12 protein-coding genes are annotated in these 13,765 nt (G+C 70.4%); 3 read left to right on the top strand and 9 right to left on the bottom strand.

Going from position 1 to position 13,765, the window contains the following annotated elements:
- Window positions 1-3: 3 nt before the first annotated feature.
- The 9 genes from ACZ7OU_RS42565 to ACZ7OU_RS42525 form a co-directional block, all read right to left on the bottom strand.
- The gene (locus ACZ7OU_RS42565) at window positions 4-213 is read right to left on the bottom strand and encodes an MbtH family protein (RefSeq protein WP_470245775.1); all 210 of its coding nucleotides are present in this window, start codon (window positions 211-213) and stop codon (window positions 4-6) included.
- A gap of 134 nt (window positions 214-347) precedes the next feature.
- Complete coding sequence (locus ACZ7OU_RS42560; RefSeq protein ID WP_470259635.1) at window positions 348-1,841, bottom strand: multicopper oxidase family protein; 1,494 nt, start codon at window positions 1,839-1,841, stop codon at window positions 348-350.
- 174 nt (window positions 1,842-2,015) lie between these two features.
- Window positions 2,016-2,696 (bottom strand): O-methyltransferase, encoded by a 681-nt coding sequence (locus ACZ7OU_RS42555; protein ID WP_470245777.1) that lies wholly within the window; start codon window positions 2,694-2,696, stop codon window positions 2,016-2,018.
- A gap of 36 nt (window positions 2,697-2,732) precedes the next feature.
- Window positions 2,733-3,971 carry an acyl-CoA dehydrogenase family protein gene (locus ACZ7OU_RS42550; RefSeq protein ID WP_470259634.1) on the bottom strand — a complete coding sequence of 413 codons (1,239 nt, stop codon included), beginning with the start codon at window positions 3,969-3,971 and terminating at the stop codon, window positions 2,733-2,735.
- A 38-nt stretch (window positions 3,972-4,009) separates the two neighbouring features.
- On the bottom strand, window positions 4,010-5,554 hold the full coding sequence (locus ACZ7OU_RS42545; RefSeq protein ID WP_470245779.1) for a 4-hydroxyphenylacetate 3-hydroxylase family protein: 1,545 nt from the start codon (window positions 5,552-5,554) through the stop codon (window positions 4,010-4,012).
- Between the two features lie 15 nt (window positions 5,555-5,569).
- Window positions 5,570-7,327, bottom strand: coding sequence for a non-ribosomal peptide synthetase (locus ACZ7OU_RS42540; protein ID WP_470259633.1), 1,758 nt, complete (start codon window positions 7,325-7,327; stop codon window positions 5,570-5,572).
- A 28-nt stretch (window positions 7,328-7,355) separates the two neighbouring features.
- The gene (gene hppD, locus ACZ7OU_RS42535) at window positions 7,356-8,426 is read right to left on the bottom strand and encodes a 4-hydroxyphenylpyruvate dioxygenase (RefSeq protein ID WP_470259632.1); all 1,071 of its coding nucleotides are present in this window, start codon (window positions 8,424-8,426) and stop codon (window positions 7,356-7,358) included.
- Window positions 8,427-8,591: 165 nt separating this feature from the next.
- Window positions 8,592-9,932 (bottom strand): extracellular solute-binding protein, encoded by a 1,341-nt coding sequence (locus ACZ7OU_RS42530; protein WP_470259631.1) that lies wholly within the window; start codon window positions 9,930-9,932, stop codon window positions 8,592-8,594.
- A 33-nt stretch (window positions 9,933-9,965) separates the two neighbouring features.
- Window positions 9,966-11,288: a condensation domain-containing protein gene (locus ACZ7OU_RS42525; RefSeq protein ID WP_470245783.1), complete on the bottom strand. Its 1,323-nt coding sequence runs from the start codon at window positions 11,286-11,288 to the stop codon at window positions 9,966-9,968.
- A gap of 245 nt (window positions 11,289-11,533) precedes the next feature.
- Between ACZ7OU_RS42525 and ACZ7OU_RS42520 the strand changes: the two genes are divergently transcribed.
- From ACZ7OU_RS42520 to ACZ7OU_RS42510, 3 genes are read left to right on the top strand one after another with little or no spacing between them, the layout of a single operon-like run.
- The gene (locus ACZ7OU_RS42520; RefSeq protein WP_470259630.1) at window positions 11,534-12,445 is read left to right on the top strand and encodes an acetaldehyde dehydrogenase (acetylating); all 912 of its coding nucleotides are present in this window, start codon (window positions 11,534-11,536) and stop codon (window positions 12,443-12,445) included.
- Window positions 12,442-13,509: a 4-hydroxy-2-oxovalerate aldolase gene (gene dmpG, locus ACZ7OU_RS42515; RefSeq protein WP_470245785.1), complete on the top strand. Its 1,068-nt coding sequence runs from the start codon at window positions 12,442-12,444 to the stop codon at window positions 13,507-13,509. The genes ACZ7OU_RS42520 and dmpG overlap by 4 nt, the downstream gene beginning before the upstream one ends.
- Complete coding sequence (locus tag ACZ7OU_RS42510) at window positions 13,502-13,756, top strand: acyl carrier protein (protein ID WP_470245786.1); 255 nt, start codon at window positions 13,502-13,504, stop codon at window positions 13,754-13,756. The genes dmpG and ACZ7OU_RS42510 overlap by 8 nt, the downstream gene beginning before the upstream one ends.
- Window positions 13,757-13,765: the final 9 nt, after the last annotated feature.

Raw genomic sequence — 13,765 nt, 5'->3', positions numbered from 1 at the left:
CGGTCACGCCCGTTCGGCCCGGACAAGACTGTTCGGCCGCATGTCCGTCCACTGCGCTTCGACGTACTCGAGGCAGTTCGCGCGGGAGTCCGCGTCGTGCGCCGTGCTCCAGCCGGCCGGGACGGCGATGCCGGCGGGCCACAGGCTGTACTGCCCTTCATCGTTGACAAGGACCAGGTACAGGGCGTCGGCGTCCTCGAACGGATTGGACACGGCAACCTCATTCCACTTAGGACGATCAGGCTGGAACTGGATCGGTACGGCCGCCCACGCCACGGCAGGCGGCTCGCTTTCCAGTCTGCCGTGGCGGGTTCGGCGGGCTCATCTCTACAAGTGCCGGGCCGGGATCAGGGCACGACCTCGATCTGGCCCATCATGCCCAGCACCGAATGCTCGATGAAGTGGCAGTGGAAGACGTACTTGCCGAGGTATTCGCCGAACGTGGCCTGGACCGTGACCGTGTTCCCGGCGCTGACGAACACCGTGTCCTTGCGGCCCGCGTCGACCGGCAGCAGGGGCGCGCCACCGCGGTCGAGGACCCGGAACTGGACCAGGTGGATGTGGAAGGTGTGGTCGAGCGGCACGGCGTCGGCGTTGTGGATCCGCCAGATCTCCGTGGTGCCGCGCTTGATCCGGAAGTCCACCCGGTTCGGGTCGAAGGTCTTCCCGTTGATCAGGGCGAGCGGGGTGGTGCCGCTGAAGTCGAAGTTCAGGGTGATGTCGCGCGTCACCGTCGCCGGGGGCAGGGCGGGCAGCGGGCGCAGCACGTCGGGGACGCGGCTGGGGTCCGGCGCGGGCCGCACGACGTCGAAGCGCAGGACGGCGCCGGCGCTCGCGTCGGACAGCACCAGCTGCTTGCCGACCGGGAACTTGCCGAAGTCGACCACGAAGTCGGTGCGCTCGCCCGAAGCGAGGGAGAGCTCGGTCTCCGGCACCGGGGCGGGCAGCAGGCCGCCGTCCGAACCGATCCGGAGCATCTCCGCGCCGTTCAGGTTCAGCTTCAGGAGCCGCTCGTTCGCGGCGTTCAGCAGGCGGAACCGGTACTTGCGCGCGGCGACCCGGAAGTACGGCTGGACCTTCCCGTTCGCCAGCACGGTGTCGCGGGGGTTCGGCCAGTCGCTCACCAGGGCGGCGTTTTCGTCGAACTGCGCGTCACGCAGCATGATCGGCACGTCGAACTCGCCCGTGGGCAGCCGCAGCGGCGTCTCGACGTCGTCCTCGAGGACGTAGAAGCCTTGCAGGCCGCGGTAGAGGTGGTCGGCCTCGAAGCCCATCGCGTGGTCGTGGTACCACATCGTGGCGCCCTGCTGCAGGTTCGGGTACCGGTAGGTGCGCGACGCCCCGGGCGCGATGGTGTCCATCGAGTAGCCGTCGCTGTCCTGAGGCGTGTGGCCGCCGTGGAGGTGCACGTTGGAGAGGTCGCCCAGGCCGTTGGTGTAGGCGATCTGCACGGCGCGGCCGGTGCGGGCACGGATGGTCGGGCCCGGGAAGAGACCGCCGTACGTCAACACCGGAGTCGTCTTGCCGGGAAAGATCTCCACGTTCGCCGGCTGGATCGCCAGCCGGTAGAAGTCCGTGGTCGAGCTGCGCGTGACCGGGCGCAGCACCGGCGACACGGGCATCGCGGTGGTGAACGGGGTGATGGTCGGCGGCGGGGTGATGGCGGCGAGGGGCCCGGCGTGGTGCATGCCCGCCATGTCCATCCCGGCCATCTGCCCGCCCAGGTGCGCGTCGGCCAGTGGCTGCACGTGCGCGGGCGTGCCCTTCGGCAACAGGAATCCGGCGGCCGCTCCACCCACGGTCAGTCCGCCGAGCGTGAGAATACGTCTTCTGTTCAGCATTTCATTACTCCCCAGTGCCGGCGTAGAGGAGGCCGGCTTCAGGGATGGTCGCATTCGCGCGCGCCGGAAGCGTTCTTTCTGTGTGCCATGTGGACGGACCCGCCGGGGCGGATCCGGGCACGGCGAACGGCCCGCGCCATTCCGGACGCGGGCCGATCGCCGTACTCGGTCCGGCTAAGCCGCGGCGGGCAAGGCGCGCTTGTGCGCCAGGGTCACGCCGTCGAAGACGGGCAGCAGGCTCAGCTCGATCCGGTCGTCGTCGCGCAGTGCGGCGTTCAGCGCCCGGAGCGAGTCCGTCTCCTCGTCGCTGATGCCGGGGCGCGCCACCTTGCCCGACCAGAGGACGTTGTCCACCACGAGCAGGCCGCCCGGCCGGAGCAGCTCGAGGCACCGCTCGAAGTAGTCGCCGTAGCTTTCCTTGTCGCAGTCGATGAACGCGAAGTCGACGGTGCCGGCGGCGCCATCGGCCAAGAGCGCGTCCAAGGTCTCGACGGCCGGCCCGATCTCGAACCGGATGCGGTCGGCGACCCCGGCTCGCTCCCAGAACGGCCGGCCGACCTCGGCCCACTCGGCGCTGAGGTCGCACGTGATGACGCGGCCGTGCTCGGGGACCGCGCGAGCCATCGCCAGCGTGCCGTACCCGGTGAACGTCCCGACCTCGACGACGGTGGTGGCGCCCGTCAGCCGGACGAGGAAGGCGAGCAGCTGGGCCTCTTCCGGCGGCGTCAGCATGCCGCGGGCGCGGCCCAGCCGCATGGTGGCCGCCCGCAGCTCACGCGCGATGTCGTCCTCGCGCAGCGACACGTCCATCACGTATTCCTGGATTTGCTGGTCCAGCACCAAACTGTGGATCACCGATTCCTCCTGACCATGGCGATACGGGGGTGGGGTTCAGCTCGCGACGCCGAGCGCCAGCCGTGCGAGCTCACGGGGGGCGATGCTGGCCAGGTAGATGTTCACCCCGGCGTGCGTGTGCAGGGTCGACATGTCCCGCCAGATCCGCTCGAGCCGTTCACCCGCCCGGATGGCGCTGGTCCCGGCGGTGGGCATCAGGATCTCCGACACCGTGCTCCAGGCCAGCCGCACGACCTCGCGGCTGATGATCGACATCCGCAGCTCGACCTCACGGGTGGCGGTGCCCAGTTCGGCCGTCTCGTGCCACTGCCTCAGCATGTCCGTCATCGCCGCGCGGGCCGCCGCGATGCGGCCCGCCGCTTCGCCGTACCGCAGCTGGTAGTCCGGGTCGTCGGCCCGCGTTCCGAACGGCGGGTACGCGATCGTGCGTTCCCGCGTCAGCTCGCCGTAGACGTCCAGCGCCGCGCTGGCCATGCCCACGGCGAGCGCGCCGACCTGGAAGTTCAACGGGGCCAGCACGCTGCCGCCGTACAAGGTGTTGCCGTGCAACCGGAGTCCCGGCGTTGCCCCCACGACGGAAATCAGCCCCATGTGCGTGCCGGGCAGCGCGAAGTACGCCGGGATGTGCGCCCGCTCGATCTTGACGCTGGACGAGCCGCTGCCCTTCAGGCCGATCTGCGAACCCCAGTCGTCCAGCCGCTGCCACTGGCTCCTCGGCACGATGAACATCAACTGCGTGGGCGGTTCGCCCTCCTCGCCCGCGACGAAGGTCTGGCCGACGAAGTGGGTGGCGTAGGGCGAACCGGAGGCGTAGCGGAACACCCCGTCCACGATCCAGCCGCCGTCTTCGGCGGGCTCCGCGAAGCCGGCCGGCGCGACGACGCCCGGGCAGATGAAGTCGCCGCCCGCGAACAGCTCGTCCTGCGCCTCTTCGCTGAACAGGGTGGCGGCCAGGTGGGCGTGGGACGCGCCGAAGGTGTACATCCACGCCGTCGACGCGCACCCGCGGGCGAGCCGGGCCACCACCTGCATGTGGGTGTCGATCCCGAACTCGTAACCGCCGTAGCGCTTCGGCACCAGCAGCCGGTAGAAGCCGGCCTTCCGCAGCGCTTCCTGCGTGTCCAGCGCGCAGAACCCGCGCTCCTCGGTCTCCTGCTGCCGGTCGACGAGGGTCTCGGCGATCCGCTCGGCGCGGGCGAGGACCTCTTGCTCGGTCAGGCCGGGCTCCGGCGGAAGCCGAAAAGGGGGGACCGCCACCTCGTCAGTAGTGCTCATCACGTGTCCTATCACTGTCTGAGGAGACCGGAACAAGGTCAGCCGAGCATGGCGCGGGCGGCCGCGCCGATGTCGGTGAACGAGGTGAGGTCGGGTGCCTGCCAGCCGTCCAGGTCGTACTCGGCGAGGCAACGGTCGACGAAGTCGCGGTAGCCGTCGAGCTGGCCGTCGCCGAGCTGCCCGCGGAGCAGCTCGGTCCGGGTGTTCTCGTGGTTCCCGGAGTAGTTGCGCTCGTAGAGCTCGTGCCGGCCGCCGAACTCGGTGCCGACCGTGTCCCAGAGCAGCTTCATCACCTTCACGCGCTCGACCGCGTCGACCCCGTTCGACCCGCGCAGGTACTTGTCGAGGTACGGCCGGATGTCGTCGTTGTGGAAGTCCTGCGCGCTGGAGTTCAGGTAGATCAGTCCACTCGCGACGTCCTGCAGCACGATCTCCCGGATCCGGGCGTAGCCGACCTGGGAGAACCAGCGGTAGGCCATGGCGTAGTCCCGGTTGGGCAGGACGGCGCCGTTGCGCCACGCCACCGGGTTCCGCGCGGCCGCGTCGGACAGCCCCCAGAACAGGTTGCGCCAGGCGAGCACCTCGCCCAGCCGCGTCTGCACCCCGCGGAAGTCGGAGACCCCGGTGATGTCCAGCGCCTTGGCCAGCAGCCCGGCGATGAACTCGAGTTTCACCGCGAGCCGCGTGCACCCGTGGAACATGGCGCGCTCGTTGAAGCCGGAGTGCCCGGTGAACATGCCCACCTTGGCGACGTCGCCGTAGATGAAGATGTTCTCCCACGGGATCAGCACCTTGTCCATCACCAGGATGCTGTCGTTCTCGTCCAGCCGCGAGGACAGCGGGTAGTCGAACGGGCTCCCGGTCAGCGCGGCCGAGGCGGCGTAGGACTGGCGGCAGATCAGCTTCTGGCCGGGCGCGCTCATCGGCACGGTGGCCACGATGGCGAACTTGCGGTCCTTGATCGGCAGCCCGGTGTGGGCGATGAAGTTGTAGTGCGTGAGCGCGGAGTTCGTCGCGACGACCTTCGCTCCGCTCACCACCACGCCGCTGTCGGTTTCCTTTTCGACGTGCACGAAGACGTCGGCGACCTCGTCCGGCGGCCGGTTCCGGTCCACCGGCGGGTGCACGAAGGCGTGGTTCCAGTACAGGACCTTCTCCTGCGACTCCCGGTACCAGCGCCGCGCGTTGACGGCGAACGGGTTGTAGAAGTCGGCGTTCGCCCCGAGCGTGCCGAGGAACGACGCCTTGTAGTCCGGGCCGCGGCCCATCCAGCCGTAGCCCAGCCTCGACCACGCGGCGATGGCCCGCTGGTCGGCGACCAGGTCGTCGGCGCTGTGCGGCGTCGTGAAGAACCGGTGCGTGTAGCCGTCGGAGCCGGGGGCGTCGGTCGCGGTCGTCAGCACGTCCCGGTGCGCCGGGTCGTGCAGGGCGTCGTACAGCCGGGCGGTCATCCGCGCCGGGTTGCGGAACGCCGGGTGTTCGGTGACGTCCTTGACGCGTTCGCCGTAGAGGTAGATTTCGCGGTTGTCGCGGAGACTTTCGAGGTATTCGTCGCCGGTCAGCGGCCGGGTCGATCCGGTCATCGCGTTCTCCTCGTCTCAGGCCGCGGTCTGCTGGGCGTCGACGAACGCGGCCAGCTCGGCCACGGTCGGTGCGTCGAACAGCGCGTTGATCAGCACGTCGGCGCCGAGCTCGGTCCGGATCCGGTTGAGCAGCCGCATCGCCTGCAGCGACTGGCCGCCGAGCTCGAAGAAGCTGTCGTCGATCCCGACCTCGGGCACCTCGAGCACGGAGCTGAAGAGCGCGCAGAGGGCCCGCTGCAGGTCCGTTTCCGGGGCGCGGGAGGTCGCGGCCTGGTCGAAGTCCGGCGCCGGCAGCGCCGCCCGGTCCAGCTTGCCGTTGGCGGTCAGCGGGAGCTTGTCCAGCTTGACGAACGCCGTGGGCACCATGTAGTCCGGCAGCCGGGTCTTGGTGTGGGCGCGCAACGCCGCGAGGTCGATCTCGCCGGATTCCGCGACGACGTAACCGACCAGCTGCTTCTCGCCGTTCTCGAGCTCGCGGGCCAGGACGACGACCTGGGCCACACCCGGGAAGCCGGCCAGCGTCGCCTCCACCTCGGCCGGTTCGACGAGGAACCCGAGGATCTTCAGCTGGCTGTCCACGCGCCCGAGGAACTCGAGCCCGCCGTCGGCCCGCCGGCGGGCCAGGTCGCCGGTGCGGTACATGCGCGACCCCGGCGCGCCGAACGGGTCGGCCACGAACCGCTCGGCGGTCAGGCCGGGCTGGCCGAGGTAGCCGCGCGCGAGACCGCCGTCGGCGAGCCAGATCTCGCCGACCACGTCGTCGGCCACCGGCGCGAGGAGGGCGTCCAGGACCCGGATCGTGACGCCGGTCAGCGGTCCGCCGAGCGGCACGGTGGTGCCGATCGGCGTGCCGGCGGTCAGCGGCAGGCTGGTGGACAGCACCGTCGCTTCGGTCGCGCCGTACGTCGCGTGGACCACGAGGCCGTCGCAGACCTCGAGCACCCGGCTGACCGCGGTCGGCGCGATCACGTCGCCGCCGGTGAGCACCTCGCGCAGCCCGCGCAACGTCTCCGGCGCTTCTTCGGCGATCACGCGGAACAGGCCCGCGGTCAGGTGCAGCCCGGTGATCCCGTGCGCCGTGATCAGCTCGCGCAGCTTCGCGGGCTCCACCCGTCCCGGCGGCGCGACGACCACTTCGCCGCCGTGCAGCAACGGCAGCCAGACCTCGAAGATGAAGATGTCGAAGGCGTACGGCGCCAGCAGCAGCAACCGCGCGTACCGCTCGGGTGTCCACTGTGGATCGTCCAGCAGCCGCACGACGTCCTGCTGGACCACCGCGACGCCCTTGGGCAGGCCGGTGGACCCCGACGTGTGGATCACGTAGGCCAGCTGACCGGGGTGGACCGGCACCCCGGGGTCGGCGACCGGCTCGCGCCCGAGCGCCGGGTCGTCCACCACGACGACCGTGACCCCCGACGGCACGCCCGCCGCGCGCGTCACCTCGTCGGTGAGCAGCACCCCGGTCCCCGCCCGGTCGACCACCCACTGCTGCCGCTCGGCCGGGTACGACTCGTGGATCGGCGTGTAGACCGCGCCGGCCTTGAGGATCCCGAGAAAGGCCACCACCAGGCCGATCGACCGCTCCATCAGCACCGCGACCCGGTCCTCGTGCCCGACACCGAGGCCGATGAGGTGCCGCGCGAGCTGGTTGGCCCGCTCGTCCAGTTCGCGGTAGCTCAGCTTCACCCCGGTCGCGGCCTCGGTCACCGCCGTCGCGTCCGGGGTCCGCGCGAGCTGCTCGGCGAACCGGGCGGGGATCGAAAGGGCTGCCATGCCATTCTCCTCGTCAAGGTCTGTTGCTCTAGGCGGCCCGGCCGCGCTCCTGGTCCTGGCGGTGCTGGAGTTCCACGGCCTCGTACAGCGCGGTGATGTTGCCGCTGCCGAACCCCTGCGCGCCGAGGCGCTCGATGAGTTCGAAGAAGATGGTGTTCCGCGGGTGCACGGCTTCGGCGAAGATCTGGTAGAGCTGCCCGTCGTGGTCCTCGTCGATCAGGATGTTCCGCTTGCGCAGCTCTTCGATCGGGTAGCGGACCGGGTCCACCCGCTCGGCGAGCAGCTGGTAGTAGCTGCCCGGCGCGTTGAGGAAGGCGATGCCCCGCTCCTTGAGCGCGTCGAGCGTCGTCAGGATGTCCGCCGTCGCGAAGGCCATGTGCTGCACGCCCGCGCCGTCGTGGTCGCGCAGGAACTCGCTGATGTGCCCGGGCTCGAGCGAAACGTCCGGCTCGATGAGCGTCAGCGTGACCGCGCGGGAGGTGCTCTCCACCACCTTCGTGACCATGGCCTGCTTCCCGACCGCGATCCGCTCCGCGAACGTCATCTCGAAGTCCAGCACGTCGCGGTAGAAGTTGATGTGCTCTTCGAGGTGGCCCCCGGGCACGCAGATGGCGAAGTGGTCGACCTCGCCGAGCGCGACGTCGAAGTCGCCGGAGAACTCGACCGGCCGCAGCCCCGGCAGCGCGCGCGGCGACACCCCCTCCGCCCGGTGGACGAAGGTGTGCACCACGTCGCCGAAGCCGAGGATCGACGCGGTCGTGACGCCGTCGACGGTGGCCGGCTCGGCCACCGGGCGGGCACCGCGGCGGACGGCCTCGTGGAACGCCGCTTCGGCATCGGCGACCCCGAGGCCGATGCCCGAGACGCCGTCGCCGTGCTTGCGCACGTACCCGGCGGCGGCGTGGTCGGCGTCCTTCGCCTCGATGAGCACCAGCTCGACCTGGCGCTGGGTGAGCCCGATCGACCGGGCGGGCGCGTCCTCGTCCGACGTCGCGCTCACGGCGAAGCCGTAGCTGGCGACCCACCAGTCGGCTTTCGCCTGGATGTCGGTCACCGAGAACGCGACGTGGTCGACGAGCATGTTGCTGAAGGGGGACATCGTCGTGCTGCTCTCTTTCGTCGGCTGGCAGACGGGGCGCGGTGGGAAGACGTCGGTGGTCGGTTCGGTTCCGGCGGTTTCCACTCTCCCCGGGCAGTCCGCGTCGCTCATCTCTTTGCCTGCCCGGTGGGAAATCAAAGCCCGCAACACTGGAGACGCGGTTCGTCAGCCCGCTTCGAGGTCGTCCGGGGTCCTCGGCGGGTCGGCCAGGGCCGCGGCGTTGTACCGGTCGAGCACCCGCTGGGCCTGTTCGGTCGCCGCGCGGAACCGGGGCTCGAGCTCGGCCCCCTCGAGCAGCACGTCCGCCATCGCCTCGGTGAGGGCGATGTTGATGCCGTTGAGGTTGCCGGCCACCGGGCCCGCCGCCGCGAAGGTGCGCTCCGCCGTGGTGACCTGCTCGATCGCCGCCCGGTAGCCGGGAAACGGATCGGCCCACTCGGCCGCCGTCGCGCGCCGGTGGGCGGCCAGGGTGATCGGCAACGACGTCACCGGGCTCCCGGGGGAGTGCAGGCGGGCCACCGCGTGCTCCTCGTTGAGCTGGTGCTGCAGGAAGGCGAGGGCGCCGTCCTCCTTCTCCTTCGGCAGGCCCCGGGTGAGGAAGAGCGCCTCGCCGGCGACGGGGCCACCGGGCGAACAGTCCGCGACGGGGCGCGGCAGCTGGCCCGCGGTGAGCTCGAAGCCCGCCCCGGCGGCCATCTCCTTGATCATCCCGCCGATGGCCGACGACGAAACCACGAACGCGATCTCCTGGCGCTCGAACGCTTGCATCGTGGTGAAGTAGTGGAGCTCCTCGGTGGGGAGGTAGTGGCCGTCGTCGAGCATCCGCTTCCACCAGCGCGCGTAGGCGAGCAGCTCGGGGGAGTCGAGGAAGACACGGGTGGCGCGGCCGGACCGGCCGTTGCCGTTGTTGACGAGCAACCCCCGTTGCCCGGCGAGCTCCTGGTGGAACACCCAGCCGTAGTTCGGCCAGCTGGCCCCGTGCCCGGGGCCGTCCGGCAGCTCGGCGACGGCGGCGCACGCGTCCGTGAGGTCCTGCCAGGTCACCGGCAGCCGCTCGATCCCGGCGGCGGACAGCATGGTCCGGTTCGCGAACAGGATGTTGGTCGACACGAAGCTCGGGACGGCGACCAGCTCGCCACCGAGGGTGTAGTAGTCGCGCACGGCGGGCACGAGGTCCTCGATGACGACCGGTTCCCCGAGGATCTTGGCCCGGCCGTCGATCGCGCGCTCGACCGGCACGAACAACGGATCACCGTTGCCGGCTCGCGTGTCCAGCGCCGTCTGCATCGACGAGTACATGTACTCCGCGATGTCCGGCGGGTTTCCCCGCTCGACCGCCTCGGCCACCTTCCCGGGCAGCAGGTGGGCCTCGAAGCGGTGGATGCGGACCCGGTACCCCGGGTGGGCGCGGTTGAACGACTCGGCCGCGAGCACCACCGGGTCGCCGAACTCGGGAAGCGTGTTGTTCGGGCTCGCCTGGAGCCATACGTCGATGTCTGTCGGCATGAGCGACCTCCACGAACTCGGTGCCGGGGTTTCCTAGCGGTCTTTCCGGTGCTGGTCCGGTGCGCCGGGGATGGCCTGGACCAGCTCGACGAACTCGGTGCCCCAGCGCCGGATCGTGGCCGCGTCGACCGCGTCGGGCTCGTACTCCATGACACACCGGAACCCGCCGGAGGGAAGGACCAGGAAGGTCCAGATGAGCGCGCCGCGGTGGTGGGAGACCGACACCTCTTCCGGCGGCACGACCGGTTCGACGCTGGTGGTGAACTCGGCGTGCTCCCGCGCCTTCGGTGAGCGCACGTAGTTGAAGCCCGGCACCAGCGCGAGCGGATCGAGAGCGCTCTTCATCAGGTCCGGGGCGATCTCGAGGGTCGAGCCGAACGGCATCCGGTGCCGCTGGGTGTCCGCACCCGCCCGGCGCGCGAGGAGCATGAGGTCGCGGAAACTCGCGCATTCCCCGAATTCGAGCCGGAGGGGAACGAGGTCGGTGAAGAAACCGATGGTGTGATAGAACTCCTCGGCCTGCCGCCCGTTGTTGATGGTGAGCAGGGTCAGGTCGGTCCGGCCGGTGACCCTTTCCGCGAGAACCATGAAGGCCGCGAGGAAGACGTGCCAGGCGGTGCACCGGAGCCGGGCCGCGCCCGCGGTGACCTCGGCGAACTCGGCGGGATCGAGCGAGAAGGTCTGCACCTCGTTGCGCGGCGCCTGGGTCTCGGGACCGTGCGGCCGGTCGGCGGGCATCGTGAACAGTTCGGCGCCGGCCAGCGTGCGCCCCCAGAACCGGCGGTCCTCCGCCGCCTTTTCGCTGCCGAGGTACTCCTGCTGCCAGGCGGCGAACTCGCGGTACGGGGTCGGGTCCGGCAGCGTGTGCGGGACCCCGGTCACCTGGGCCCGGTAGCACGCCGCGATTTCGCGGCGGAGCACGTCGGACGACCAGCCGTCGCTGAAGAGGTGGTGGGTCACCAGGGTCAGCACCGCGTCCTCGTCGTCGAAGCGGTACAGCTCGGTGCGCAAGGACGGCGTGAAGGTGAAGGAGAGCTCCGCGTGGTGCAACGCCCGGTGCACCTCGAAAGCCCTTTCTTCGCGAGCCGGGCCGGCGGGCAGCGGAGTTTCGTGCACCGTGAGCGGAACCGGCTGCGGCGGCAGCACTTCCTGGAACCCGACGGCGCCGTCGTGCTCGTCGTAGCTGAGCCGCGTGCGCAGGGCTTCCTGCCGCCGCACCACCTCGTCGAGCGCGCCCTGGAGGGCGTCGACGCGCAGCTCTCCCTTGATGCGGAGAGCGAGTGCGACGACGTGCCGAGGTGAGCGCGCTTCGCCGGCCGGGTCTTGTTGCTTAGAACTCAGCGGATACTGATCCACGGTGCAGCTCCATCATCTACCGGTCGACGTCGGATCGGTCGTCGCATTTCTTTTTCAGCATGCTCACGGTGCGGGAGCGCGGCACCTTCGTTGTTGCGCACCGTGCGTACCCGTTTCGCAGCTTCGAAGACGTCGCCCGCCGTCGCCGGCTGCGACCATGGTTGCCGGTCGGGTGCTCTTCCCACGTCGCCGATGCGACGCCGAAGCCCGGCCCGCAACCAGGTGTCTCGCGTCAGGAGTGACGAATGACCGACAACGGCTCGCGGACAGCGGCAGGCCGGCTGTCCGTGGCGGTGCTCGGCGCCGGCCTCATCGGCATCGACCTGATGACCAAGGTCATCCGTTCCGACCACCTCGACCTGGAGCTCGTCGCGGGCCGGGACGAAGCCACCTCGGGACTGCGGCAGGCGGCCAAGCTCGGTGTGCCGGTGGCGGCCGGCGGCGTCCAGTCCCTTGTGGACGCCGGACGCCCGTTCGACGTGGTGTTCGACGCCACCAACGCTTCCGCTCACCTCGAGCACGTGGAGAAGCTCTCGCCCCTCGGCACGATGCTCATCGACCTGACGCCCAGCCGGAACGGGCCGATGATCTTCCCGACCGTCAACCGGGCGGACATCGCGGCGCACCGCGACGTCAGCATGGTGAGCTGCGGCGGGCAGGCGTCGGTGCCGATCCTGCACGCGATCACGCGGGCCTGCGCGGTCGACTACATCGAGGTGGTGACGACCGCCGCCAGCCTGAGCATCGGCCGCGGCACGCGGATGAACCTCGACGAGTACATCGACACCACGGCGGAAGCGGTCCGCACCTTCACCGGCGTCCAGGACGTCAAGGCGATCCTCAACGTCAGCCCGGCGCGGCCGCCGGCGACCTTCCGCGTCGCCATGTCCTTGCTGGGCGAGGACCTCACCCTCGAAACGGTGCGCTCGGCGGTCGATCGCGCCGCGGCCGAAGTCCGGTCCTTCGCCCGGGGTTACGAGGTGAAGGCGTGCACGGCCGAGGGCGACAAGGCGTTCGTCGCCGTCGAGGTCACCTCGCACGGGGACCGCATCCCCCGGTACGCCGGCAACCTCGACATCATCAATTCCGCCGCGCTCCTGGTCGCGGAGAGCTACGCGGCGGACCGGCTCCGGATGGCAGGCGTGGTGAACTCATGACCGAGGCAACGACCGCGGACGTCGCGGACGGCAAGCCGATCCTGATCCACGACCCGAGCCTGCGCGACGGCCACCACGCCGTCCGGCACAGCCTCGGCGCGGACCAGCTGCGTGCCTACGCGCTGGCCGCGGACGCCGCGGGCATCCCGGTGGTCGAGGTCGGGCACGGCAACGGGCTGGGCGCCTCCTCGCTCCAGGTCGGCCGGGCCCGGCTCAGCGACGACGAGATGCTGTCGATCACCCGGGACTGCCTGACGACCAGCAAGCTCGGCGTCTTCATGCTGCCCGGCTGGGGTTCGATCGCCGACCTCGAGAAGGCCGTCGCCCACGGGGTCGACCTGGTGCGCATCGGCACCCACTGCACCGAGTCCAGCCTGGCCGAACGGCACCTCGGCTTCCTGCGCGACCGGGGGGTCGAGGCGCACGCCGTGCTCCTGATGAGCCACATGGCGAGCGCCGCGCAGCTCGCCGAGCACTGCGCGCACCTGGTGGAGTTCGGGGCCACCGGGGTGGGCATCATGGACTCCGCCGGCCACTACCTGCCGGCCGACGTCACCGAGCGGATCACGGCCATGTGCGCCGCGGTCGACGTGCCGGTGATGTTCCACGGGCACAACAACCTCGGCATGGCCGTCGCGAACTCGATCGCGGCCGCCGACGCCGGAGCGTCCATTTTGGACGCCTGCGCCCGGGGTTTCGGCGCCGGGGCCGGCAACACCCAGCTCGAGGTGCTGGTGCCGGTGCTCGAACGCGTCGGCTACCGCACCGGCATCGACCTGTACCGGCTCCTGGACGCGGCGGACATCGCCGAACGCGAGCTGATGCCCGCGCCGCCCAAGGTCGACTCCATCTCCATCGTCAGCGGCCTGGCCGGGGTGTTCTCCGGGTTCAAGGCCCGGGTGCTCGACATCTCCGCGCGCGAGGGCGTCGACCCGCGTGACGTCTTCTTCGAGCTCGGCCGCCGCCAGGCGGTGGCCGGCCAGGAGGACCTCATCGTGGACGTGGCGCTGGCCCTGCGCGAATCCGGCACGGGAACCACCGACAGGAGGGCAAGCCATGTATGAGGTGCTCAAACGCATCCTGGTGGACGACCTGTTCCTGCGGACGGAGGACATCTCACCGACGGCGGGCTGCGCCGAGGTGGGGCTGGACTCCCTGACCGCGGTGGAGCTTTCGGTCGTGCTGAACAGCAGGCTCGGCATCGAGATCCAGGACTACGAGCTGCTGGAGCTCGCGACGGTCGGCGATGTCGCCCGGCTGATGGAGCAACGCCGTCTCGCCGAGCCGGTCGATCCCGCCGCGGCGGCCTGACAACGGTGG

It is taken from the genome of Amycolatopsis sp. NPDC114505 (assembly GCF_055633615.1).
Note: the sequence above shows the minus strand (reverse complement) of the source record. Positions and strands in the feature narration are given on the sequence as shown.

Excerpts from the sequence above, each read along its gene's own strand:
- dmpG (WP_470245785.1), top strand. The coding sequence starts at position 12,442 with ATGACCGAGGCAACGACCGCGGACGTCGCGGACGGCAAGCCGATCCTG.
- hppD (WP_470259632.1), bottom strand. The coding sequence starts at position 8,426 with ATGTCCCCCTTCAGCAACATGCTCGTCGACCACGTCGCGTTCTCGGTG.
- ACZ7OU_RS42560 (WP_470259635.1), bottom strand. The coding sequence starts at position 1,841 with ATGCTGAACAGAAGACGTATTCTCACGCTCGGCGGACTGACCGTGGGT.
- ACZ7OU_RS42510 (WP_470245786.1), top strand. The coding sequence starts at position 13,502 with ATGTATGAGGTGCTCAAACGCATCCTGGTGGACGACCTGTTCCTGCGG.
- ACZ7OU_RS42550 (WP_470259634.1), bottom strand. The coding sequence starts at position 3,971 with ATGAGCACTACTGACGAGGTGGCGGTCCCCCCTTTTCGGCTTCCGCCG.
- ACZ7OU_RS42540 (WP_470259633.1), bottom strand. The coding sequence starts at position 7,327 with ATGGCAGCCCTTTCGATCCCCGCCCGGTTCGCCGAGCAGCTCGCGCGG.
- ACZ7OU_RS42545 (WP_470245779.1), bottom strand. The coding sequence starts at position 5,554 with ATGACCGGATCGACCCGGCCGCTGACCGGCGACGAATACCTCGAAAGT.
- ACZ7OU_RS42520 (WP_470259630.1), top strand. The coding sequence starts at position 11,534 with ATGACCGACAACGGCTCGCGGACAGCGGCAGGCCGGCTGTCCGTGGCG.
- ACZ7OU_RS42530 (WP_470259631.1), bottom strand. The coding sequence starts at position 9,932 with ATGCCGACAGACATCGACGTATGGCTCCAGGCGAGCCCGAACAACACG.